Here is a 24,524-nt window from a genome sequence, read left to right as displayed (position 1 = left end):
AAATGACTTATGAAAACGGGGGACAAACAGTTGTCCTCCTTTTTCATAACCTGACGTGGGAGAATTATGAAAAAATTATACGAAAACCATAAATATCACTGCATTTCAGTGATTTCAGTGATCGTCTTTCTCATCCTTTGGTGGATGATGTGCGACGTGTTTGGGGTGTTCCGCACCACCATGTTGCCAAGTCCCATCACCGTGGCCAAGTCCTTTGTCACCAAGTTGACCAGCACCGTGCCCGATGGTGGCACACTGGGCACCCACATCTACTCCAGCTTGGTGGTGGTGCTGACAGGGTATTTCATCGGCATTGTGGTGGGGATCCCCACTGGTATTTTCATGGCTTGGTACAAGGCTGTGGATTATCTGGTGCGCCCCCTGTTCGACTTTGTCCGTACCATCCCTGGCATCGCTTGGATTCCTGTGATTACCGTTTGGCTGGGCATTGACCTGCCTGCCAAGGCTGCCATCATCTTCATCAACGTGTTTGCTGGCACCGTGGTCAATGTGTACTCTGGCATCAAGCAAACCGACGAAGTGCAAATCTGGGTGGCACAAATCTTCGGTGCCAGCCGTATGGAAATCCTCCGCCGTGTGGCCTTGCCATCGGCACTGCCCTATATTTTCACTGGCCTGAAAGTTTCCCTGTCCATGGCATGGCTGGGCATCATCGCCGCAGAGCTCTTGGCTGCACGCAGTGGCTTGGGCTACATGATTCAAGTGGCACGTAACTTCGGTCGTGCAGACTTGGTGCTGGTTGGTATGCTGACCATCGGCTTGCTGGGCGCAGGGCTGACCCTGTTGCTAGAAGCTGTGGAACGTATCTTTGTGAGAGGTAGAACGAAATGAAGAAAAAGATTAACTTAGCCCAGATTTTCTGGGGTTCCGTGGGCATTCTGTTCATTTTGGTTGTGTGGTTCATTGCCTCTCAACAAGAGACCTTGGGCAAGCTGATGCCCAATCCATTGGACGTATTTTCCTACATTTTCGTCAGCTTTGTAGAACCCATCGGTAAGTACACCATTGGCGTGAACATATTATATAGTATGTCCCGTGTCATGGTGGGCTATCTGCTGGCCTGCGTGGTGGGCATCACCTTGGGGTTCTTGGTGGGTTGGTTTAAAGTTGGCGAAGCCATCATCAAACCCTTCTATCTGTTGTTAAAATCCATCCCCTCCATCTCTTGGATTCCCTTGGCCATCATGTGGTTTGGCATTGGGGAAGAATCCAAATACTTCATCATTTTCATCGCCGCTATGCTCATCATCATGACCAACGCCATCGATGGCGTGGCCGACGTGAACCAAGATTACATCGGTGTGGCACGGATGTTGGGCACCAGTGAAAAGCAAATCTTCTTCAAAGTGGTGTTCCCCAGTGCAGTGCCCCAAATTTTCAACGGCTTGCAAGTGGGTTTGTCTGCGGCTTGGGCGTCTGTGGTGGCAGCTGAAATGGTGGCCTCTTCAGAAGGTGCTGGCTGGCTGATTTTGATGGGTCAAAACTCTGTAAACATGGTGCAAATCTTCGCTGGTATCATCATCATTGGTGTGATGGGCTTGGTTTTGGCACTGGTTATGCGTTGGGCTGAAGCAAAGCTGTGCGCATGGAATATTCGAGGTGCGTAAATGAGTAGTATCATCCGTGTAGAAAATGTGTGCAAAACCTTTGTGGATGAAAAAAGCAAATCTTCCAACGAAGTCTTGCAAAACATCAACTTTGAAATTGAAGAAAACGAATTCGTGGTAATTTTTGGCCCAGGCCAAAGCGGTAAAACCACCTTGATGAACATCATCGCTGGCTTGGAAACCGCCACCTCTGGGGAAGTTTACATCAAGGATAAACTGGTGACCAGTGCTGGCCCTGACCGTGCCATGGTGTTCCAAAACATCCTGCTCTTCCCTTGGCTCACCGTCCGTGACAACGTGGAATACAGCATGAAAGTCCGTGGCTTTGACAAAGAAGAAATGCACCGTGAAGCCCAAAAATACTTGGACTTGGTGGGTTTGCAAGGCTTTGAAGATGCCTTCCCTGTGAAGATTTCTGGGGGTATGAAACAGCGTGTGGGCATTGCCCGTGCCTACTGTGCCAAGCCTGACGTGATGCTGATGGACGAACCCTTTGGCGCCTTGGATGCCCAAACACGGTATTTGATGCAAGAAGAGGTCATCCGCATCCGCAACCAAGAAAAACGCACCATTATTTTCGTCACCAACAACATCGAAGAAGCCTTGTATCTGGCAGACCGCATCATTGTGGTCACCGAGTGCCCTTCTAAGGTGATGGAAGCCATTAAAATTGACCTGCCTCGCCCTCGTGACTATGTCAGCGAAGAGTTCCTGCGTCTGCGTAAAGAAATCAGCGCCATGACAAACCGAGCACGTTGAGTGCGTCAAAGAACGGAGAACATTGATGGAAGATAAAATTAAAGTACAGGCAAAAAATTTAACCAAGCGGTTTGGCGATTTGCTGGTGCTAGACGACATTTCCTTCGACGTGAAGGAAGGGGAGTTTTTGTGCATCGTAGGCCCCACTGGCTGTGGCAAAACCACCTTTTTAAACTGCTTGACCAAACTTTTTGACATCACCGCTGGTGAAATTTTGGTGGATGGCAACCCCATCGACTGCAAGAAAAACAACATCTCCTACATCCTGCAAGAAACCTCCACCATGGAGTGGCTCACCGTGGAACAAAACGTCCGCTTTGGGTTGGATATTAAAAAAGTGGATAAAAAATTGGCAGACGAACGTGTGGCAGAAATGCTAGAAATCGTGGGTTTGACCAAATTTAAAGACTATTATCCCCGCCAATTGTCCGTTTCTATGATTCAACGCGTGGTCATCGCCCGTGCCTTCGCCACCTATCCTGAGCTGTTGTTGATGGACGAACCCTACGGACAACTGGACATCGATTTGCGCTTCAAGCTAGAAGATGAACTGGTGGCACTGTGGAAGAAAACTGGCACCACCATCATTTTCATCACCCACAACGTGGAAGAAGCCGTGTATCTTGGCGAACGAATTATGGTGCTGACCAACAAGCCCACCAAAGTCAAGCACATCCTGCCCTGTGAGCTGGAACGCCCCCGTGACGTGACCACCAAAGACTTTGTGGACATCCGCAACGAAGTGACCGACCTGATTAAGTGGTGGTAATATGGGGAAACAACCAAACATCATTGTGTTTATGACTGACCAGCAAAATGCCAAAACTGTTCATGTGGATAATCCAGCCAAAACTCCTAACATTGATAAGTTTTTGCAACAATCTACCCACTTTACCGACTGCTACACCTGCGCCCCCCATTGTTGCCCTGCCAGAGCCACCTTTTTCACAGGATTGTACCCCACCCAACACGGGGTGTGGAACAATGTGGAGGTGGACAATACCCTCTCCCGTGGGGTGTATGACGGGGTAACGATGTTCCCAGAAGTGCTGAAAACCGCTGGTTATCACAATGTATTTGCTGGTAAATGGCACGTCAGCGCCTATGAAGGGCCGCTAGACCGTGGATTTGACACCGTGCTCCGTGAGTATGTGTCCAATTATGGGCGACTAAAACCCTGCAATCGCCCCACCTTCAACGACTGGGAAAAGCTGTACATCAAAGATGGAAAACGTCCTATGGACACGGCAGAAACCGCCAAAACCCGTACTTTTGGGCAGATTGTCCGTGAAGGCTATCCCCAATATCACCAGTTTGGCGTGGACGAAAACCCCTTTGGCGACTCGGACACGGTGGACTTGACCTGCCAAGCCATCGGAGGTTATGACAGTGACAAGCCCCTGTTCATGTATGTGGGCACCACTGGCCCCCACGACCCTTACTGTGTGCCCCAAGAATTTTTGGATTTGTACCACATTGACGACATCCAACTACCCGAAACTTTTTACGATGATATGGCAGACAAACCTGCCCTTTATCGCCGTACCAAGCAACAATTCCGCTTGACAGAAGCGGAGCACAAGGAAAGCATTCGACGGTATTTGGCCTTTGTGTCTTACGAAGATGCCCTCTTTGGGAAAGTGCTAGACAGCGTGGAAAAAAGTGGCATGGCAGATAATACGGTGGTCATGTACCTCAGCGACCACGGCGATTACGTGGGGGCTCACGGCCTGTGGGCGAAAGGGTTGCCCTGCTTCAAAGAAGCCTACAACATTCCTGCCATCGTCCGTGGGCCTATGTTCGCCCAAGGGGTGCAATGGGACGGTTTGACCTCCATCGCCGACTTTGCGCCTACCATTTTGGAACTGGCTGGGGCTGATGTTCCCAAGGAAATCACTGTAGGCAAGTCTTTGGTGCCAGCCTTGCAAGGGGATGCAACCCCTGTCCGCACCGAAAGCTATACCCAAACAAACGGCAACGAAATCTATGGCATTCAACGGGCAGTGTGGGATAAAAAGTGGAAATATGTGTACAATTCCTTCGACTTTGATGAACTATACGACTTAGAAGCTGACCCTCAAGAACTGCATAATCTCCTGCCAAATGACAACTATAACAGCGTTGTCCGCACCCTGTGCAAAAAGATGTGGACCTTCGCCCGAGACACTGGCGATAACTGCACCTGCGACTATATTATGGTGGCGTTGGCGCCCTACGGCCCCGGTATTGTGCTGGAAGATTGACACGCTTAAAAAGCGTCCACCAACTGGCACAAGCCCCGTTGGTGGACGCTTTTTCTCACCGCTTTGACAATGGAGCGCACCCACTGGAACACTACATAAGGAGTATGATTATGAAGCAACGTATCTTTGGCAACACAGGGGTTGCCGTATCTGAAATCGGTCTTGGCACATGGCAACTGGGTACCCGTTGGGGCGATGCCTTCAACGACGCAGAAGCCAAAACCATCTTGGAAACTGCCGTGGAAAACGGCATCAATTTCATCGACACTGCCGACGTGTATAACGGTGGCGAAAGTGAAAAATCCATCGGTAAATTCATCAAAACCATGGACAATCGCCCCTATATTGTGACAAAAGCAGGGCGTCAACTGAACCCCCATGTGGATGCTGGCTACACCCCAGAAAACATTGCTGGCTTTGTTGACCAGAGCCTCAATCGCATGGGTTTGGAGCAACTGGACATGGTGCTCTTGCACTGCCCACCCTCCTCTGTGTATCATAAAGACGACCTGTTTACCAGCCTTGACAAGTTGAAGCAGGCAGGAAAAATCGCCAGCTACGGTGTCAGCATCGAAAAGGTCAGCGAAGGCATCCAAGCACTGGAGTACAACGTATCGGCCATGGAAGTAATTTTCAATATGTTCCGCCTGAAACCACTGGAGGATCTGTTTGTCAAAACCAAAGCCGCCAATGTGGGCATCATTGCCCGTGTGCCTTTGGCCAGCGGTTTGCTCACTGGACGGTACAGCGCCCAAACCAACTTTGGCGCAGACGACCATCGTACCTTCAACCGCAATGGCGATGCCTTTGACAAGGGGGAAACCTTCTCTGGCGTACCCTACGACATGGGGTTGCAAGCCGTGGCAGAACTGAAAAACCTCTTTGGCACAGAGGATTTAATCCCCTATGCCCTGCGGTGGATTTTGATGCACGACGCCATCAGCGTGGTCATCCCTGGTGCCAGCAAGGCAGAACAAGTTCTCTCCAACGTCCGTGCCGCCCAGCTACCTGCCCTCACCCCAGAGCAAATGGCTGGAGTCGAAGCGGTTTACAACCAATACCTCAGGGCGGAAATCCATCCCCAATGGTAAGGCGTAATCGAGATGCCACCCTTGGCGAAACACGACCATACATACCCAGCACAGCTCATCCATTTCGCTGGTGCTGAAACAAAAATACTTTCACGGTCATTTGACTGTATCGCTTGAAATTTTTATAAAAATAATTACGGTCATGAAACCCCACTTCACTCCATACCGCTTCCACTGACTTGCCTTCTAAAAGCAACACCTTAGCCTGCTCAATCCGCAAAAAATTAATCCGTTGGGTCAGGCTCATACCGTAGGCCTCTTTGATGATGGTGTGTAAGGTGGTGCGTGAGACGAAAAAGTGATTGGCAATTTCTTGGGGAGACAGAGGCTCTGCCAAGTGATTGCGGATGTATTCATCAAATTTTTCCGCCCGTGAGGTGGCGGTTATAATCACGTTGCGCATCCCCAAATATTCCACACAGATATTCATCAAAAATCCAATGCCCTCCAACGACTCCAACGTCATGGTGTCCATGGGCTCAAGTAAGGCTTGGACAGCGGCGGTATCTAGCAGATATTGACCGGCGTGGCGCAGCACCTCTTCTTTCGATGGCAACACCTGCCCCATCATGATGTACCCCTCTAAGCGATTGTTGAGCATAATCGGCGCCACTGCCTCGCAAAGCCCCATATGACAGTAGTACAAATATTGGGTTTTGGTTTTCTGGCACTGGGCAAACCCAGCCTCATCGCACCGCTGACACATGGCATCAATCACAGGCTCTTGGCGCAAAAAATCGCACAAAGACCCAAAGACTGGGGGGTAGCTGGCGATTTCACAATGGTCAAGATTATAAATGGCAACACGGGCTCCTGTGGCGGCATAAAAGGCTTTAAGCACTTCCAGTAGCTTCTTGCGGTCAAAATTCAGCATATCCCCCTCCTATATGGCAAGTGATTTTACAATTGTACTTATATAAAACAATAGTACATTGCTTTTTATGTATTTGTCAATATAATAGTAAGAAAAAGGAAAAACTTTATAGGAATGGAGAAAATTTTATGACAAAGCGCGAACGTGTTATTCAAGCCCTGCGCCACCAAAATACCGACATCGTCCCCTATAACATGGACTGCACCGAACAAGCATTGGATCAACTCAAGGCATACACTGGCATGGAAGACCCCCTAAAGGAATACGGCTGTCACCTCCACTATGTGCAATATTGGAACTATCCTACCGAGCTAGCCGACAAGCCCGAACACTTCAAAGACGGCTTCGGTGTCACTTGGAACCGTAGCGGCGCAGACAAAGACATCGGCCTGTCTGACATCACCATCGATGAACCTGAAATTGAGCTCTATCCCACCCCTGAATTCCCTGAAGCACGGATTCGCGCCGAAGTGGAAGAATTGATTGCCACCAAGGGCGATCGCTTCACCTTTGCAGGGGTTGGCTTCTCCATGTTTGAACGGCTGTGGAGCTATTGTGGCATGGAAAACGCTCTGGTCTGGATGATTACCGATGAAGAGTTCGTGGATGAATTGCTGGATAAAATTCTGGAACACAACTTGAAGGTCATCGACATTTATAACGAATACGACTTGGACGCCATCTACTTCGGTGACGACTGGGGTCAACAAAAGGGTCTGATTATGGGGCCAAACCACTGGCGCCGCTTCATCAAGCCTCGCATGGCAAAAATGTATGAACACGCCAAGAAAAACGGCAAGTTTGTCATCCAACATTCCTGCGGCGATTGTGCTGAAATCTTAGAAGATTTGGTGGAAATCGGCCTAGATTGTTACCAAACCTTCCAACCCGAAATTTACGATGTGACAGAAGTAAAAGCCCGCGTGGGCGACAAGCTGGCATTCTGGGGCGGCATTTCCACCCAACAAGCTCTGCCTTACGTCACTGCTGAAGAAGTGCCTCAAGTGGCAGATGCCATCAAAAACATGGCCTACGGCAACGGCGGCTACATCTGGGCACCCACCCATGCCATTGAATTCGATGTGCCCCCAGCAAACTTGGTTGCACTGTTAGAGCATTTCCAAAACCAAGTACCTCAACAATAAAGTCTATAGAAAAACGTGCCCAGTGGCACGTTTTTCTATTATGGAACAATGGCAGAATTTTCTAGAAAGAACGCTTGTATTGAATTGTAAATTTTGCTATAATAATTAAGATATCACCCTGCTTGTTTGTGAAAATAATACAAAGGATGTGAACGTGTGTATACGGTCTTATTTGCTGACGATGAAGAACATATTAAGCGCGCACTGCTCAATGCTGTGGATTGGGCTGAATTGGGCTTTGAAATTGTAGCCGATGTATCCAATGGCATTGAGGCCATGGAATATATTGAAAAATACGATATCGACCTGCTGGTCACCGATATTAAAATGCCCATTATGGGTGGTATTGAATTGGCGCGGGCGGCGCGAGAAATTCGCCCCAGTATGCAAATCGTGTTTCTCTCAGGCCATGAAGAATTTGAATTCGCCAAGCAGGCCATCCGCTACAACATCTTAGAATATCTGCTCAAGCCCATCACCACCCAACAAATATTACGAGAATTTGCCAACATCAAGCAAAAGTTAGACCACAACTTCTCCGAAATCCTCAACATTGACGACCACCACGACATGGTGAAAGAACTAGAAAACACCAAACGGGATTTACTGGTGACGCGGCTCATCCAAGACGGTTTAACCCCCAGCCAGTTGAAAGATGCCTTGGATAACATCGCCCTTGCGCGACGATTTGCCCCAGAAGATGACATGCAATTCGTGCTGTTTTTGGTAAAAAGTGAATATCTGACCCCATCCGCCAACACCGAAGAAGGGGACCGCCGGGTCTACAACATCACCAAGATTATCTCCCAAAAATATTTAAACTGCATCTGCTCGCTGTATCGGGATTTCAGCGTGGTCATTGCCTATGGGGCCAAGGACACCCTGACCCAGTATCTGCCCATTTTATCCAAAGACATTGTCCTCAGCGCCAAACGGGTCATCAATGCCAAAACCTATGTGGTGCAAAGTGAATTTTACGACACTCTGACCCAAAGCCATCTGGCCTTCCGCCAAGCCTATAACGCGTTGAGCATCATGGATAAATCCAGCGCTCAAATTGTGCAAATCCGCGACATTGCCGCCATACAAGAGCCTGTCATTCAATCAACCGAAACCTTATCTCGCACTATTTTGGCAGGGGATAGCCCCGAGGTTGAAGAAGTTTTAAACATCATGTTTGCCTCTGCCCACCAAAACGACATCACCCTTCACAGCGTGACCATGCAAGTGCTCAGTGTACTCTTTCGCATCAGTGGGACACTGGAACACAACGACCGCGAAGGCATTTTGCGCATGGCCTCAGTGAACCTACCTGATGAGGAAATGAAACGAGAGCTCCTGACCCTGAGCTTATCTATAACCCAGAAAATCTTAGCACGGCGGGAAAAGTCGGTGGATACCTTATGCAAAACCGCCATCGATATCATCCACGACGAATTTTCCAATCCTGAAATCAGCCTCGGGTATATTGCCAACCAAATCCACTGCTCCCCCAACTATCTCTCTAGCATCATCAAAAAGACAACAGGCAATAGCTTCGTGGATATTTTGACCCAAGTGCGGATGGAAACAGCCAACACCTTGTTACTGACCACCAACCAAAAAATTCGAAATATTTCCGAAGCCTGTGGATATGCCAACCAACACTATTTTTCCTATTCATTTAAAAAATACTTTGACAAATCCCCCAACACTGTACGCAAAGAAAAAACCATGTAAAGGATTACGTCTATGAAATCGTTGGTGCAACAAATAAAAGCCAAGGGCTGGTCTTTAAAAACCGTTATATTTGTGGCCATTTTGGTAAACACCATGCTGGCCTTACTGGTGTGCTCTACCTTTTTGTTGACAGGGTTCAACCGCACCGTGGTGGACTCTGCCTTGCAATCCACCGCCCAGTCCACCCAAAACATTGCCCGTGTCATCTCCTCCTTTGTGGCGGAGAAGCGAGACCAGCTCGAGGGCATCGAAGCCATCTGGTTAGATGACAACCAAGAAAACAAGGAAGAATTGCTACAGGCCATTTTTGATTTGAACTCTGACATTGTCACCATTTCCGTCTATGACCAATGGGGCACCTTGGTGACCTGCGTGAAAGACGATGACGCTATTTTAAAGTCCAATTATAACGACAATAACCTCTCTTTTGATTTAGAGAGCATCGTGGCATCTGGCGGCTTTTATATTTCTGCGCCCCATGTCAACAATTTGTTTTACGCCCAATACCCTTGGGTGGTCACCTTCTCCATGGAAACCCACGGGGCGCAAGGCGCGTTGTATTACGTGAGCATGGATATTGCGTTTAGTAAAATCTCCCAATATATCGATAAGATTTCCATTGGTAGTCGGGGTTATGTATATGTGGCTGACCCAGATGGACAGGTAATTTACCATCCCAAACAGCGGCTGATTTATTCTGGCTTGATGGACGAAAATATGGAAATTTTACCCCAGTTGTACGCCAATGGCACTGCCTCATCCGAAACCAGCATCTATGGCTTAACCCAAGTGGACAGTACCAACTGGAACATCATCGGCGTCAGTAGCGTAGAGGAAATGGTGTCGGAGAAAAACGATGAATTCATCGCTTATGGCGTCATTGTGATTTTGCTATCCATTTTGTTGACACTCACCTTAGGCAGCGCCCTGTCTACAGGGTTGACCCGCCCATTCCAAACCTTGATTGACAAAATGCTTCATTTTGACAAGGACATTGACTCCTTCCAGCGTTTGGGATTAGATGGCTTTGAAGAAGTGCGACAATTAAACGCGACCTTCAACAACATGGGCGTGAGCATTCAAGAGCTGAAAGACCGTGTGGTGTACGAGGAAAAGGAATTGCGCAAAAGTGAGCTCAAAGCCTTGCAATCTCAGATAAACCCCCATTTCTTATACAACACCCTAGACTCTATTTTCTGGCTCTGCCAAGAAAAAGGCAACGAAGATGCAGCTAAAATGGTGGCCGCCCTGTCTGATACTTTCCGCATCTCCCTCAGCCGTGGTAAAGACACCATCACCATCAAAGATGAAATTCAACACGCCCAAAGCTACCTCTTCATCCAAAACATCCGCTATCAAGATGATTTCACCTATGATATTCAAGTGGAGCCAGAGATTTTGCAGTGCAAATGCTTGAAAATTTTATTGCAACCTTTTATTGAAAATGCCATTTACCATGGGCTCAACCGCATGGTAGACGCAGGGGAAATCATCATCCGCGGATACAGCCAAGGGCAAGATATCATTTTTGAAGTGACCGACAACGGCATTGGCATGGATCAAGACCAGATTGACCACCTCTATAAACAAAACAGCGACAAAGCAGGGGTTGGTGTGAAAAACGTCCACAATCGGGTGAAAATCTTCTATGGTGCAGACTATGGTGTCAGCGTGGAAAGTGAACTGGATGAAGGCACCACCGTCCGCATTAAAATTCCCAGAACAGAAGGTGATGACCATGCTTAAAAAAATACTGGTGATTCTCTGCGTGGTGGGTGTGATTGCCACGGCTCATTTTGCCGCCAACAACCAAACCAGCCAGCAATACCGCCTGATGTTCATCCCGAAATCCTCTTTGTCCACCTTTTGGCAAATCGCCATTGAAGGCTTTGAAACGGCAGTGGCAGAATATAATGTATATGGCGAAGTCCGCAACACCGACAGTGAAGAGGACATTGATGGGCAAATTGCCATTGTCCGCCAAGCCATTGCCGAAGACTTTGATGCCATCATCATCTCCTCCAACAGCTATGAAGACTTGGCCGAACCAGTGCGAGAAGCCATGGATGCAGGCCTTGAAGTGGTGGTGTTTGACAGTGATGTCAACGTGCCAGAGGTGAAGGTGCGGGTGTCTACCGACAACTATGTGGCAGGGTTCCAAATGGGCGAAAAAATGGCAGAGATGCTGGGGTATCAAGGGGATATTACTGTGATTTCCTTTGATACAGTGACCCAAAACGGCAACGACCGCGTCAACGGGTTTTACGATGCCATTGCCCAATATGATGGGGTTGTGGTTTTGGCCGATGAAATGATTCCCTCTGTGCCATCGTTGTGCCAAGAAGTGACTGTGCAAATGATTGAAACCTACCCCACCTTGGCTGGGATTGCCACCTTTAACGAGTTGACCACCGTGGGGATGTGTGCCGCATTGGAGGCATTGGACCGCACCGATTTGATTTGCGTTGGGTTTGATAACAACACCCAAGTGCTGGATTACTTAGAGCGGGGCATCATTGACGTGACCATTGTGCAAAATCAGTTTGCCATGGGCTATCTGGGGGCTGAATATGCCATACAGTTGCTCAGCGGCACGCGATTAGAAGATGTAAGCATCGACACTGGCACCCACGTGGTGACCCGAGAAAATATGTTTGAACTGCAAACGGCGCTGTTTCCATTTTATGCTGACAGTTAAAATTTAACATTTTTGTAAAACTATCGTAAGAATTTATACACATTTTAAAATTCTTACGATTTTTTACATTTTTACACAGCGACATATGGAAATATCAATAAGATTTTGCATTGTCTTTCTGGTCTTGTTTGTTATAATAGACAAAACCAAATAAGAAAGGATTACAAAAATGAAAAAATTATTCTCTATTCTCTTGGCCGCAACCATGACTCTGAGCCTGATGGCTTGTAGCTCCTCCAGCGATTCCACCACCACAACCACCGAAACCACCGCCACCGAGGCTGTCGATGAAACCGTGGCTGAAATCACCGCCGCTCTGGGCGATGCTGACACCAGCGAATTGATGTTGGAACACTTCGTGTACAACTTCTCCGATGCACAACAAAACGCAGTTATGAATGCTTGTAAAGTGATTTACGAAGCAGCTGGCATCAACTACAACTTCAACGATGGCGGCGGCATCCAAAGCACCCAAAACGACCAAATTGATAACGCCATCCAAAAGGGCGCTACCATGTTGGTGGTTGGTATGGCTGATATCTCTTCCGCACAAAACGTGGTTGACAAAGCCAAATCCGCTGGTATCCCCATCCTGTTCTACAACCAACAACCCGATGAAGACATCATCCAATCTTACGACCAATGCTGGTTCGTGGGTTCTGATGCTCGCGGCGGCGGTTTGATGCAAGGCGAAATGGCTGCTACTACCATCTTGGCTGACTACGACGCATATGACCGTAACGGCGATGGCGTCATCCAATACGTGATGATTCGTTCCGACCTGTCTCACGCCGAAGCAAACGGCCGTACCGAAGCTGCTGTGACCCGCACCAACGAACTGTTCGCTGAAGCTGGCATGCCCGCTCTGGAACAAATGGGTACCGACTACTTGGCTGATGACTGGTCTACCAACAAGGGTAAAGACTGTATGGATACCTTCCTGACTGCGAACCCCATCTCCGCCACCGAAGGCGTTGAACTGGTGTTCGCAAACAACGACTCCATCGCAATTGGCGCCATCCAAGCTCTGCAAACCATGGGCTGGAACCAATCCGCTGACAAGGCTGTTCCCGTTCTGGGCGTTGACGCCACCGACGAAGCTAAGACTTACATCGATGCCGGCACCATGCTGGGCTCCGCTGGCCAAGACCCCGAATTGATTGCTGAATATGTTGCCACCGTGGCCTTCAACGTCTTCACTGGCGGCGAACCTCTGGACGGCACTGACTGGGCATTCGAAGACGGCACCAAAGACATCTTCTTCCCCTACAGCCCCTATCCCACCGATTTGATCGGCTAAGATACCGTGTGAATTTTAAGCTTTAATTTTGTAATAAATTTACAAAAATAGAGAGTTTACAATTTCATAAAAAAATCGTAAGAATTTGTATATGTATATAAATTCTTACGATTTTTTACAATATTTACATAGATGTTATGTCAATATTAATTAGATATTGCATTGAAATTTAGCCTGTATTTACATATAATGGAGAAAATGGAAAAGGGGAGGAATTTTTAAAAATGAAAGATGCACACCCCCTGCTATCAATGCAGGGCATCAACAAACAATTCCCAGGTGTTAAGGCCTTGGACAATGTGCAGCTTACCTTGAAAAAGGGCACCGTTCATGCCTTGATGGGCGAAAACGGCGCTGGCAAGTCCACATTGATGAAATGCCTATTCGGTATCTACATCGAAGACAGTGGCGAAATTTGTATCGAAGGCAAACCCGTGAAGTTCACTGACCCAAAACAAGCTTTGGAAAATGGCGTGGCCATGGTGCACCAAGAACTGAACCAAGTCACCAAGCGAAACGTGATGGATAACCTGTGGCTGGGTCGCTATCCCACCCAAGGCGGTCTGGTCTCCGACAAAATCATGTACGTGAAAACCAAAGAAATCCTAGAAGATTTGGAAATCGACGTGGACCCTCGTGCTATTTTGGGCAACCTGAGCGTGTCTGGTCGTCAAATGGTGGAAATTGCCAAGGCTGTTTCCTACAATGCCAAAATTTTGGTGTTTGACGAACCCACATCCTCTCTGTCCGACACAGAAGTGGCCCATTTGTTCCGCATCATCAACAAGCTCCGTGACCGTGGGGTTGGCATGATTTACATCAGCCACAAAATGGACGAAATTTTGGCCATTTCCGATGAAGTGACCATCATGCGTGACGGTGGCTACGTGTCCACCACAGCCGCAAAAGACTTGACCATGAACGAAATCATCCGTCAAATGGTGGGTCGTGAAATCAACGACCGCTATCCCCCAAAAACCAACGAAGTGGGGGAAACATACATGGAGGTCAAGGGGCTCACTGGGATGTATGCCCCCACCATCAAAGATGTCTCCTTTGAACTCAAGCACGGCGAAGTGCTGGGTGTGGCTGGTTTGGTTGGCTCTCGTCGGACGGAACTGCTGGAAAACATCTTCGGCTATGCCACGGTGAAAAGCGGTGAAATTTTCATTAAAGGCAAGAAAATCAACAACCGCACACCTCGCAAGGCCATCCGCAATGGCTTCGCCCTCCTCACCGAAGAACGCCGTGCCACTGGCATTTTGCCTGTGCGTAGCATTGCTGAAAATGCCACCATTTCCAACTTGAAAAACTGCAAAACTGGCGGTTTGATTGACGATAAGAAAGTGGTGGAGCAAGCAAAGTGGACCATTGACTCCATGCGTGTACGCACCCCAAGCCACAAAACCCCCATCAAGTCCCTCTCTGGTGGCAACCAACAAAAGGTCATCATCGGGCGCTGGCTCCTGACAGACCCAGAAGTGCTTCTTTTGGATGAACCCACCCGTGGTATCGACGTGGGCGCCAAATACGAAATTTATCAGCTGATCAACGACCAAGCCACTAAAGGCAAGTGCTGTATGGTGGTGTCGTCTGAAATGCCCGAACTGTTGGGCATTTGTGACCGTATTTTGGTTATGTCCAACGGTCGCATGGCTGGCATTGTAGACGCAAAAAATACATCTCAAGAAGAAATTATGACCCTAGCCACCAAATATCAATAACAGAGGAGAGGAACCCATGAAAGAACAAATCAGTGGCTTCAAAGCCCTGTCTAGCAAGGAAAAAACATCCTTCATTTTTGAAAAACTCATCGACAACGCACTCTACATTCTCATTGCGCTCTTGATTATCTACGTGGTGAACGTAAACTCTCGCTTTATTTCCACCAGCTCCATCATCAACATCTTGACCCTTAGCTCCACCCGTCTGGTGATGGCGCTGGGTATTGCAGGGTGCATCGTGCTCACAGGTACTGACCTGTCCGCTGGGCGTATGCTTGGCTTGACCGCTTGTATCTCGGCCTCTATGCTCCAAGCTCCTACTTATGCCGCCAAAATGTACCAAGAACTGCAATGGTTGCCCCAAGATGGGACTTCTATCATCATTGGGCAACTGGTGATTACCATGTTGTTGGTTATGCTGGTTGCAGGTGTTTTGGGTGCGTTCAACGGCTTCATGGTGGCTTACTTTAAGCTCCATCCCTTCATCGTTACCTTGGGTACCCAACTGATTATCTATGGTCTGTCCCTGCTGTATGTCACCTTCGGCACCAACGCTGGCGCACCTCTGGGTGGCTTGGATACCCGTTATACCTCCTTCGTGTTAGGCGGTGTGCTGGGCGATGAGGCGGATTTGTATATCCCGTGGGTGCTGGTCTATGCAGTTGTCATCACCGCTATCATGTGGGTGGTGTGGAACAAGACCGTCTTTGGCCGCAACATGTTCGCTGTTGGCTGTAACGAAGAAGCCGCCCGCGTGTCTGGTGTGCCTGTGTTCAAAACCATCGTGATGGTCTTTGCTCTGGCAGGTCTGATGTATGGTCTCACTGGCTTCTTGGAATCCGCTCGTGTAGGCTCTAACACCGCCGCAACTGGTTACGGCTACGAAGGCGATGCCATTGCCGCTTGCGTTATCGGTGGCGTGTCCTTCACTGGTGGTGTTGGTAAAATCCAAGGCGTCATCATGGGCGTTATCTTGCTGCAAATCATCAACGCCGCTCTGATCTTCCTGGATGTGCCCGGTTCCATCACCTATATCGTCCGTGGCGGTATCATTTTGGTGGCCTGCGCCATCGATATGCGTAAGTATCTGACCAAGAAATAAGCCATGGAAGAACAACGCAACGACAACCAAGTGCTCATTTCTCAAGAGGAGTACGATGAATTAAAAGCCGCCAAAGAAGCGGCAGACGCACCTAAAACCAGCACCCATAATATTTACGACCGCGTGAATGTTCCAATCAAAGTGCTGGATTACGTCATCATTTTAGGTACCCTCGGCATTGCCGTGGCCATTGTCATTGGCATTTTGTTATAAGACAATTGCTTATGTTGAAGCCCACCACCGAAACAGCACGAAACACAGCAAGCCTTTGACCAAACTCCAACAGGCTCTTTATAGCCACATCATAAAAGCAACAAGCGCAGCTATCTCCGTCAGTCTGACAGAGATAGCTGCGCTATGTTCATTTAGATGCAATAGCCTTGATGCTTAAGGCGAAGGGCGCCGAACATCACCGTGGAGAACCCACAGTTGTTGGCACGCTTCACCGTTTCAAGGTCACCGCTGTGGTCTAAGTGTCCCCCAACAGGAACGGTAGCGACTTCTGCCATGGAGCGGAGCAAGCTCCCCCATATTCCACGCCTAAATCGCGCCGTGCGTCACAGTTCACCATTAAAATCACTGGGGATTGGGCGCTACAGCCAAAACGCCATGAGCGCCATTTCCCTGTGCAATCAACTGCAATTTCTGCTTCAAATTCTGGTTATCGGGGTTGGCGATGGGGCGCTTTTGCTTTTATCTACACGGCCCTAAAAGCACAGGATTTTCCTTGCATGATTGCAAAAATTGTTGGGTGTTTTCATCGCTATACTCCACCTGTTTTGACCAGTTTTTCAAGTGCATCGCCTTGTCCTCTTGGGTCAAAGCACCCTGCTCTAACCACGCTGACACATAGCACAGATGGATAAATAACGTGCTGCGCACAGCAAAGGTGAAGCGCGCTACAATCTCGCCATCCCACAAGGCGTCAGGGAAATGGCGGTACAAAATATAGGCGGCAATGTCACCATATTGGTCGGGGTCATAGGCATCGCTGTTGCAGAAATCCCCCTCCCTTGCAAGCAAGCGTGGCAACTGGGCTTCCATGGCCTCCAAATAGGTTTGCCACCCTTGGTCGATGGGCTCTAGCGCCATCATTTCTTTCAGTAGCACCTGCCAAAAGATTTCCTTGGTGGCAAGGACTTCCCCTTGCGGTGCCCCATCGCCATAGAGTTGGCTTTGGGCTTGCTGGGCAAGTTCCATTCCTTCCAAACAGCGGTCTGTAAAGGGAAGTTCCCTGTCTAGCAAAATCTCTTGCAACAGACCGCGGAGCGAAAATATGGTCTCTGCCATAGGGTCTAGTGGGGTGTCACCGTCTACTTGATGGCGCTGAAAGCGCAGCGGTGCAGACAGCAATAAACGGCTTCCCTCTGGGCAACAAAGACCAATCCCCTGCTCGTCATAGTGCCCGTATTCTTTGTAAAATCGGGGATGATGGGTACAAATATGACACAGCGAAGACGCCCCGTCCTCCAAAATCATAGTGCACAAATTCTGCGCGTTGAGAAAGGGGCATCGCTTGTTTTCCCCCAAGGCGAAGGTGGCACCATCGGCTCTTTCTATGATTTTGGACTGGCGATACAGCCCAAATTCCGAGCCATCACCACGGTAATTTGCCAAGCTGGCATCATCAATATAAATCTCCCAGCCAGCGCAACAAGTGTCGTCGCACAGGTGGGCAATGCACTGAAATTGGTCATAAAACCAAGGTCGAATACGTTCCATGCGCCCTCCTTTTTACAACCATTCTAGCGTAACAGTTGTGGGTTTTACCCTTACTATATCAGAAATGCCCACACCTGTCCAGCAGATACAAAAAGAGAGGGTTTGTGATCATCACAAACCCTCTCCTTTATTGAACAAGATGCGCAAATCCTTATGCGGGGAAGGTACCTGCGGCAATTTCGTCTACCAGAGCGTAGAACGCTTCTTGTGCCTCAGCGCTGACCAATTCGTCATTGATGGCGCCCACAGACAAACAGCCGTTTTCCAACGTGCCGTACACCACTTCGTTGCCGAAGGTGCCAGCCATCATAGCTTCCATAGCCACGCGGAGCATACCAGAGTTATCGGTGACCACGCTGGTGATGACACAGGGGTTTTGACCCAGAATATCAGCAGGTTGACCGATGTCGTAGATGGTGATTGCGCCATTGGCATCGTTAACTTGGTCGATGGCTTGGCGTGCGCCAGAGTCCACGGAGGAAGCATCGCCGAAGAACACGTCAGCGCCTTCAGAGATCATGCCATTTGCCAGTTCCATGCCCTTGGCGGTGTCGCTGTAAGAGCCAGCGTAAGCGCTGAGCACGGTGATGTCAGGGTTGATGGCTTGTGCGCCAGCTTCCATGCCAGCCAATTTTTGCTTGGTGGTGTCGATTTCCATGCCACCGATGAAGCCCAGCACGTTGGATTCGGTCATCAAACCAGCCATAGCGCCTGCCAGATAGCCGATTTGGTCAGCGTTGGGCAGGAGAGAGGTGATGTTGTCGGTGGGCACATCTTCTGCACCGTTCAAGAGGGTGAAGCAGGTGTCGGGATAGTCAGCGGCCACTTGGATGGTGGCGTCGGTGTATTGGTTACCGGGCAGGAAAATCATGTCGTAACCCAGATCGCAATAGCTGAGCATGGAGTCCACGTAGTCAGATTGGGCAATGGAATCGGTGTATTGGTGTTCCCAACCCAGACTTTCGGCGGCGTTTACCATAGCGGTGTAGCAGGCGGCACCCCAGCCACCATCGTTGATGCTAGAGTCGCAAATCATGGCGATTTTATAGGTCTTTTCGGTGGTGGTTTCAGTGGTTGCGGTTTCGGTGGTTGCGGTTTCAGTGGTGGTGCTTTCAGTGGTGGTGCTAGTGTCACTGCTGCTACAAGCAGCCAGAGACAGGCTCATTGCCAGAGCCAAGGTCAATGCGAGAATCTTCTTCATCTTAAATTCCTCCTAAAATATGGGCATTTCTATTGCGCAATGCCCTGTATTGTATCAAGCGGTGACCCGCTGTTACAAACTTAGCGTTCTTCCTTACGGAAGGGTTGCCCGTTGGACTTGGGACTGCATTTTTTAATGCCAAACACTGCCAGCGCCAACAAGGTACAGATGTAGGGAATCATTTGGAATAGTTGATATGGCACAGCTGGGTTTCCGATTTGCAGACGCAATTGCAAGGCATCGAAAAAGCCGAAGAGCAGACAGGCCAATAGCACACCACCGCTTTTCCAGCGTCCGAAAATAACAGCAGACAAAGCGATGAACCCACGACCTGAGACAATGCCATCAGAGTAGGTGTTGACGTAGCAGGTGGTCAAATAGGCGCCACCCATACCAGCCAATGCGCCACAAATCACACAGGCAATATACTTTTGGCGAATGACGTTGATGCCCAAGGTTTCAGCGGCCTTGGGGTATTCGCCCACTGCTTTATAGTTCAAGCCAGCCTTGGTTTTGGAGAAGAAAATGGCCGTGAAAATCACCATGCCATAGGCAAAGTACACCATGGGCGTTTGGTCTAAAAAGAGTTTTCCGACGAACGATAAGCTGTTGCTAGAGATTCCCATCATTTGTCCGACACTCTTCATCAGCGTGCCTTGAGGCATAATGGTAGACACCCCGAAGTATACTCGATAGATAAATGAAGCCACCGCCGGTGCGAAGATATTGATGGCCATGCCGTAGACAATTTGCTCGGCGCAGAGGGTGATGGTGCAAAAGGCGTAAATCATGTTCACGCTGATGCCAGCCAACGCCCCCACCAGCACCCCCATAAAGGGACTGCCTGTGATGAAGCAAGCCAAAAAGCCAGACAATGCGCCAAAGGCCATGATGCCATCTAAGCCGATGTTCACCAAACCTGCACGTTCAGAGTACAGCTCTGCCAGCGCCACCAGCAAGATCGGGGTGGCCATACGAAGGGTGGATAACAACAAATCACTGGTAAATGTCATTTACTTGCCCTCCTTTTCTTTGGCATTACGGGCGAAAAATGCTTTGATTTGAGGCAAACGGACAATGGCAGTCCCTGCCACGGCAAAGACAATCACCAAAGCTTGAATGATGTCAATCACCGACGTTGGCACCCCTGTGCCAGCCTGCATAGTGTTGGCCCCTGTGCGTAAAACAGCGAAGAAATACGCCACAACCACCGTTGCCAGTGGGTTCAATTGGGCAATCAGCGCCATGGCCACACCGTCAAAGCCATAGCCAGAGCCATATCCGCTAATCAAGCGATATTGGGTGCCCAGCAGTTCCACACTGCCACCCAAACCAGCAATGGCACCAGAGACGATGAAGCTTAACAAGATGTAACGGTTGACAGAAAAGCCGTTGAACTGGGCGGCGGTCATGTTCATACCCACCGCACGGAGTTGAAATCCTTTGGATGTGGAAAACAAGAAATAATGCACCACCACAGCCACCGCCAAGGCGATGACAATGCCCCACGTAACCCGCAGGTCGGAGAAGATGCGTTGGAGTTGGGTGCTATCTGGAATGGCGGCAGTTTGTGGCACGTTGCCATCTCGGAGCACACTGGTGTACAGCAGCCCCATCAGCAAAACCGCTACATAGTTGAGCATGATGGACACGATGATTTCGCTGAGGCCACGTTTGACCTTCAAAATCCCAGGAATGGCACCCCAGATACCCCCTGCCACTGCGCCCATGAGTAAGCACAGCACCGTGGCGCCTATGCCTTCCATGCCCCACGTGGTGCCCACCCAACAGGCGGCGATGGAGCCCATGAGAAATTGCCCTTCCCCACCCAAGTTGAACACGCCACATTTATAGGCGAAGCAGGCACACAGACCTGTGAAAATCAAGGGGGTGGCCTTCACCAAGGTGGAGGCGATGTTGGCAGGTGTGCCAAAGGCACCTTTGAACAAGTAAGTCACGGCTTCCACAGGGTCGGCACCCAAGCCAGCAATGATGATGGCGCCAATGATAAAGGCACACAGCATAGACAGCAAAGGCACAGCAATGCTGATTAATGTTTGTTTTGCTTTCATTCTGCCTCTCCTTTGCCAGCCATAGCTAGGCTAATGTCTGCAATGGGTGGGTTGGTGCCAGCGTATTCACCCATAATTTGTCCTTCAAACAGCACGATGATGCGGTCTGACATTTCCAAAACCTCATCAAAATCGGCGCTGATGAGTAGCACGCCACAGCCTTTGTCACGGGCTTCCACCATGGTATCATGGACGAAGCGTGCCGCACCAATGTCCAGCCCACGGGTGGGATGGACCGCCACCAACAAGTCGGGATTGCCCTCTAATTCTCGGGCCAAAATGATTTTTTGCTGGTTGCCACCAGAGAGATTGCGAGACTCTTGGGCGATGGACGCACAGCGGATATCATATTTTTCCTGCATTTGCGCCGCATAGGTTTGCATGGCTTTTTTCTTCAAGAATAGCCCCTTGCCCTTGGAGAATTGGGGGCTTTCCGTTTCTTTGAGCACGATGTTATCTTGGACACTCATGTTGCCGATGAGCCCCATTTTGTTGCGGTCTTCAGGGATGTGCGCCACATTTTCTAAGATAAATCCATGGGGTGTAAATTGGGCGATTTTAGAACCTTTCAGGCTCAATGTACCCTTTTGTGGGCTCAGCACCCCTGTGACAAGCTGTGCCAGTTGGCTTTGTCCGTTGCCATCCACCCCAGCGATACCCAGAATCTCCCCACGCTTGACGTTCAACGTCACCCCATTGAGGCCATTGTGCTTGGAGTCTTTGTCAAAATCCACTGCCTCTAACGCCACCACACTGTCTTGGGTTGAGACCACTTTTTTATATTGTGACGGGGTTAGTTCGCGGCCAATCATCAAGTTGGCCAGCTCCCCAGCGTTGGTTTTGTCAATGTCTAAGGTGCACACCGTTTCCCCTGCACGCAAAATGGTAATGCGGTCAGAAATCCGCATGACTTCACGCATTTTGTGGCTGATGAAAATGATGCTCTTGCCTTCACTTTTCAACTTATGGATGATGTCAAACAGACCTTCCACCTCGATGTCGGTCAAGGCGGCAGAGGGCTCGTCCAACACCAGCAAATCTGCCCCTTTGTACAAGGCTTTCAAAATTTCCACCCGTTGCTGAGCCCCCACAGACAGGTCTGTGACCGACTTATCCAGCTCTACTTCCAACCCATAACGGGCGGATAATGCCATGATTTCTTCTTTGCGTACCGCCTTTTTGATGAAAATACCTTTGGTATTTTTGTCTCCCAAAATGATATTTTCAAAGACGGTCATGGCTTCTACCAGCATAAAATGTTGGTGCACCATGCCGATGCCCAGCGCCACAGCTTGGTCAGGAGCGGCAATGCGAACCGCTTTGTCTCGCAGGAAAATCTGCCCCTCTGTGGGTTGATACAGCCCAAAGAGCACGTTCATCAACGTGGATTTGCCAGCGCCATTTTCCCCTAACAGGGTATGGACTTCGCCAGCGCGAATGTCTAAATTGATATCTCGGTTGGCATACACAGGGCCAAACCGTTTGGTGATATGTTCCATGCGCAACAAGGTTTCCATAGTGGCCTCCTTTTGAAAATGAGAGAAAAATAGCAGGCCTCATTCCGAAGCCTGCATCATTGCAAAATATCCTGCCAACTGTGGCGAAACCAGCAATGATGAGCCAGAAACGGTGCCAAAAAGGTAGTATCATATTAATATATCTTTTAATGTACCCATTGTACAGGATAAAACAGCCCACTGTCAATATCCGTAATGGAAAATCAGAGGTGCAAAACAGATGATATTTCTCAATATTTTACAAGATTTTCACAATTCCGCCACAATCACATGGAATCTGTTGTCCCTTTTGACAGCTTAGCGGCTCAAAGTGATGCACCACTTTGAGCCGCCCTTTCAGATTGATATTACGCGCCAAAAATCAAATGCGCTGCAGGGGCCACAATGCAGAGGCTGATGAGGGTGCGTTCTAGGAAAATCAAGAATAAATCCCATAGTTTCACAGGGAGTTTAGACCCTAAAATCAACCCACCCACCTCAGAGAGGTAAATCAGCTGGGTCACAGAAATGGTGGCCACAATAAAGCGCGTCATGGGACTGGAAATGGCTTCTGCCGCCAAAATGGCAGGCGTAAACATATCCACAAAGCCCACAATCATGGTTTTGGACGCCGCCGTGGCTTCTGGCACTTGCAGTAGCTCTAGCAATGGCACAAACGGCAAGCCCAACACCTCAAAAACAGGGGTGTTATTTGACAAAACCAGCGCAACGGTGCCCACCGCCATTACCACAGGCAACACGCCAAACCACATATCCACAGAATTTTGAATACCTTTGCGCAAAAAGCTACCCACGCCTTGAAATTCAGCGGCACGCTTGCAAGCCAAATGCAACCCATATTCCAATCCAGACCCATATCCATCTGGCAAGGTTTCCGCCATTTTTTTACCTTCCACCAAATAGGCGTCCTGCTTGCGAGACAGGGGCGGAATACGGGGGCAAACAACAGCGCAAACCACCCCCACCAAACAAATCAGCACATAATACACCCCGAAATACGCCATCAAGCCCACTTGACTCAGCACCACAATGCTAAAGGTGATGGACACCGCGGAAAAGGTAGTGGCAATGACCGCGGCTTCACGAGCGGAGTAAAACCCTTGTTCATATTGCCCACAGGTTAGCATCACACCCAAAGTGCCATCTCCCAGCCAAGAGGTAATGCAGTCCACGGCGGCACGCCCCGGAATTTTGAACAAAGGCCGCATCACCCCTGTCAGTAGCGCCCCTACAAATTCTAACAGGCCAAAGTCCAACAATAAAGGCAACAATAGGCCAGCAATGGCAAAGATAATCACCAGCACCGTCAGTAGCTCTCCCAGCACAAACCCACCAGCGCCACCGCCGATGATCATATCCACCACGATGTTGCCTGCACCCCATCGAAAATAGGTCATGGCAATGAACACGCCGCCCACAAATCGGGTCACAGCCCAAGCCGGCGTGGTGATAAAGGTTTGCTTTAAGATGGTATTTCCTGTGAGCCATCTGGGGCTTCTCAACCCCACCACTGACAAAATCCCCGAACCCACAACGATGAGCACGCACAGCAGTGGCAAGAAATCTCCCATGGCAGAGCCGATGCAATCGGCTATAATTTTCACAACAATGGTCCATTGCCCCTCTGCTTGAATGGGAGCCATGAATAACGATATGCCCACCATAGAGGGCACGAGAAACTTCGCCAACAGGGCTGGCGATGGTCTTATTTGCATAGACTATACTCCTT

At 49.3% G+C, this 24,524-nt stretch carries 23 protein-coding genes; 15 read left to right on the top strand and 8 right to left on the bottom strand.

Annotated features, from left to right (window positions below):
• The first annotated feature begins 66 nt into the window (after positions 1-66).
• From RFF05_RS13485 to RFF05_RS13460, 6 genes are all read left to right on the top strand, one after another.
• Entirely contained in the window at positions 67-852 is a 786-nt protein-coding gene (locus RFF05_RS13485) for an ABC transporter permease (RefSeq protein WP_409967579.1), read from the top strand.
• Positions 849-1,628, top strand: a complete 780-nt coding sequence (locus RFF05_RS13480; protein WP_409967578.1) for an ABC transporter permease — start codon at positions 849-851, stop codon at positions 1,626-1,628. The genes RFF05_RS13485 and RFF05_RS13480 overlap by 4 nt, the downstream gene beginning before the upstream one ends.
• Positions 1,629-2,387, top strand: a complete 759-nt coding sequence (locus RFF05_RS13475) for an ABC transporter ATP-binding protein (RefSeq protein ID WP_409967577.1) — start codon at positions 1,629-1,631, stop codon at positions 2,385-2,387. It abuts the gene before it with no gap.
• A gap of 25 nt (positions 2,388-2,412) precedes the next feature.
• Positions 2,413-3,156, top strand: coding sequence for an ABC transporter ATP-binding protein (locus RFF05_RS13470; RefSeq protein ID WP_409967576.1), 744 nt, complete (start codon positions 2,413-2,415; stop codon positions 3,154-3,156).
• Between the two features lies 1 nt (position 3,157).
• Positions 3,158-4,630, top strand: a complete 1,473-nt coding sequence (locus tag RFF05_RS13465; RefSeq protein WP_409967575.1) for a sulfatase-like hydrolase/transferase — start codon at positions 3,158-3,160, stop codon at positions 4,628-4,630.
• A 110-nt stretch (positions 4,631-4,740) separates the two neighbouring features.
• A complete protein-coding gene (locus RFF05_RS13460) occupies positions 4,741-5,721 on the top strand; it encodes an aldo/keto reductase (protein WP_409967574.1) in 981 nt (326 codons plus the stop codon).
• 55 nt (positions 5,722-5,776) lie between these two features.
• Here RFF05_RS13460 and RFF05_RS13455 read toward each other — a convergent pair whose 3' ends face one another.
• The gene (locus tag RFF05_RS13455; RefSeq protein WP_409967573.1) at positions 5,777-6,595 is read right to left on the bottom strand and encodes a PocR ligand-binding domain-containing protein; all 819 of its coding nucleotides are present in this window, start codon (positions 6,593-6,595) and stop codon (positions 5,777-5,779) included.
• Between the two features lie 128 nt (positions 6,596-6,723).
• Here RFF05_RS13455 and RFF05_RS13450 point away from each other — a divergent pair, with 128 nt between their 5' ends.
• The 8 genes from RFF05_RS13450 (at position 6,724) to RFF05_RS13415 (ending at position 16,496) form a co-directional block, all read left to right on the top strand.
• Positions 6,724-7,740: a uroporphyrinogen decarboxylase family protein gene (locus tag RFF05_RS13450; RefSeq protein ID WP_409967572.1), complete on the top strand. Its 1,017-nt coding sequence runs from the start codon at positions 6,724-6,726 to the stop codon at positions 7,738-7,740.
• A gap of 156 nt (positions 7,741-7,896) precedes the next feature.
• Positions 7,897-9,459, top strand: a complete 1,563-nt coding sequence (locus RFF05_RS13445) for a response regulator (RefSeq protein ID WP_409967571.1) — start codon at positions 7,897-7,899, stop codon at positions 9,457-9,459.
• Positions 9,460-9,471: 12 nt separating this feature from the next.
• On the top strand, positions 9,472-11,205 hold the full coding sequence (locus tag RFF05_RS13440; protein ID WP_409967570.1) for a sensor histidine kinase: 1,734 nt from the start codon (positions 9,472-9,474) through the stop codon (positions 11,203-11,205).
• The gene (locus RFF05_RS13435) at positions 11,198-12,157 is read left to right on the top strand and encodes a substrate-binding domain-containing protein (protein ID WP_409967569.1); all 960 of its coding nucleotides are present in this window, start codon (positions 11,198-11,200) and stop codon (positions 12,155-12,157) included. Before RFF05_RS13440 ends, RFF05_RS13435 begins: the two co-directional genes overlap by 8 nt.
• A gap of 169 nt (positions 12,158-12,326) precedes the next feature.
• Positions 12,327-13,457, top strand: a complete 1,131-nt coding sequence (locus tag RFF05_RS13430; RefSeq protein WP_409967568.1) for a galactose ABC transporter substrate-binding protein — start codon at positions 12,327-12,329, stop codon at positions 13,455-13,457.
• Between the two features lie 224 nt (positions 13,458-13,681).
• Complete coding sequence (locus RFF05_RS13425) at positions 13,682-15,181, top strand: sugar ABC transporter ATP-binding protein (RefSeq protein WP_409967567.1); 1,500 nt, start codon at positions 13,682-13,684, stop codon at positions 15,179-15,181.
• A 16-nt stretch (positions 15,182-15,197) separates the two neighbouring features.
• The gene (locus tag RFF05_RS13420) at positions 15,198-16,283 is read left to right on the top strand and encodes a galactose/methyl galactoside ABC transporter permease MglC (protein ID WP_409967566.1); all 1,086 of its coding nucleotides are present in this window, start codon (positions 15,198-15,200) and stop codon (positions 16,281-16,283) included.
• Positions 16,284-16,286: 3 nt separating this feature from the next.
• A complete protein-coding gene (locus RFF05_RS13415) occupies positions 16,287-16,496 on the top strand; it encodes a hypothetical protein (RefSeq protein WP_409967565.1) in 210 nt (69 codons plus the stop codon).
• A gap of 152 nt (positions 16,497-16,648) precedes the next feature.
• On the opposite strand, the gene RFF05_RS13410 is transcribed toward RFF05_RS13415, so the two are convergent.
• Positions 16,649-16,792, bottom strand: coding sequence for a class II fructose-bisphosphate aldolase (locus RFF05_RS13410; protein WP_409967564.1), 144 nt, complete (start codon positions 16,790-16,792; stop codon positions 16,649-16,651).
• Here RFF05_RS13410 and RFF05_RS13405 point away from each other — a divergent pair.
• A complete protein-coding gene (locus RFF05_RS13405; RefSeq protein WP_409967563.1) occupies positions 16,791-16,994 on the top strand; it encodes a hypothetical protein in 204 nt (67 codons plus the stop codon). The two genes, RFF05_RS13410 and RFF05_RS13405, sit on opposite strands and share 2 nt — an antisense overlap.
• Here RFF05_RS13405 and fliB read toward each other — a convergent pair.
• The 6 genes from fliB to RFF05_RS13375 form a co-directional block, all read right to left on the bottom strand.
• Complete coding sequence (gene fliB, locus RFF05_RS13400; RefSeq protein ID WP_409967562.1) at positions 16,977-18,005, bottom strand: flagellin lysine-N-methylase; 1,029 nt, start codon at positions 18,003-18,005, stop codon at positions 16,977-16,979. The two genes, RFF05_RS13405 and fliB, sit on opposite strands and share 18 nt — an antisense overlap.
• Before the next feature lie 151 nt (positions 18,006-18,156).
• Complete coding sequence (locus tag RFF05_RS13395; RefSeq protein ID WP_409967561.1) at positions 18,157-19,206, bottom strand: BMP family protein; 1,050 nt, start codon at positions 19,204-19,206, stop codon at positions 18,157-18,159.
• 80 nt (positions 19,207-19,286) lie between these two features.
• A complete protein-coding gene (locus tag RFF05_RS13390) occupies positions 19,287-20,219 on the bottom strand; it encodes an ABC transporter permease (protein ID WP_409967560.1) in 933 nt (310 codons plus the stop codon).
• Positions 20,220-21,278: an ABC transporter permease gene (locus RFF05_RS13385; RefSeq protein ID WP_409967559.1), complete on the bottom strand. Its 1,059-nt coding sequence runs from the start codon at positions 21,276-21,278 to the stop codon at positions 20,220-20,222.
• Positions 21,275-22,795, bottom strand: coding sequence for an ABC transporter ATP-binding protein (locus RFF05_RS13380; protein WP_409967558.1), 1,521 nt, complete (start codon positions 22,793-22,795; stop codon positions 21,275-21,277). Before RFF05_RS13380 ends, RFF05_RS13385 begins: the two co-directional genes overlap by 4 nt.
• 347 nt (positions 22,796-23,142) lie before the next feature.
• A complete protein-coding gene (locus RFF05_RS13375; RefSeq protein ID WP_409967557.1) occupies positions 23,143-24,510 on the bottom strand; it encodes a YjiH family protein in 1,368 nt (455 codons plus the stop codon).
• Between the last annotated feature and the right edge of the window lie 14 nt (positions 24,511-24,524).

This window comes from Bengtsoniella intestinalis (assembly GCF_039719005.1).
Classification (GTDB): Bacteria; Bacillota; Clostridia; order Oscillospirales; family Oscillospiraceae; genus Oscillibacter; species Oscillibacter intestinalis.
This window is presented reverse-complemented; position numbering and strand designations above follow the sequence as displayed.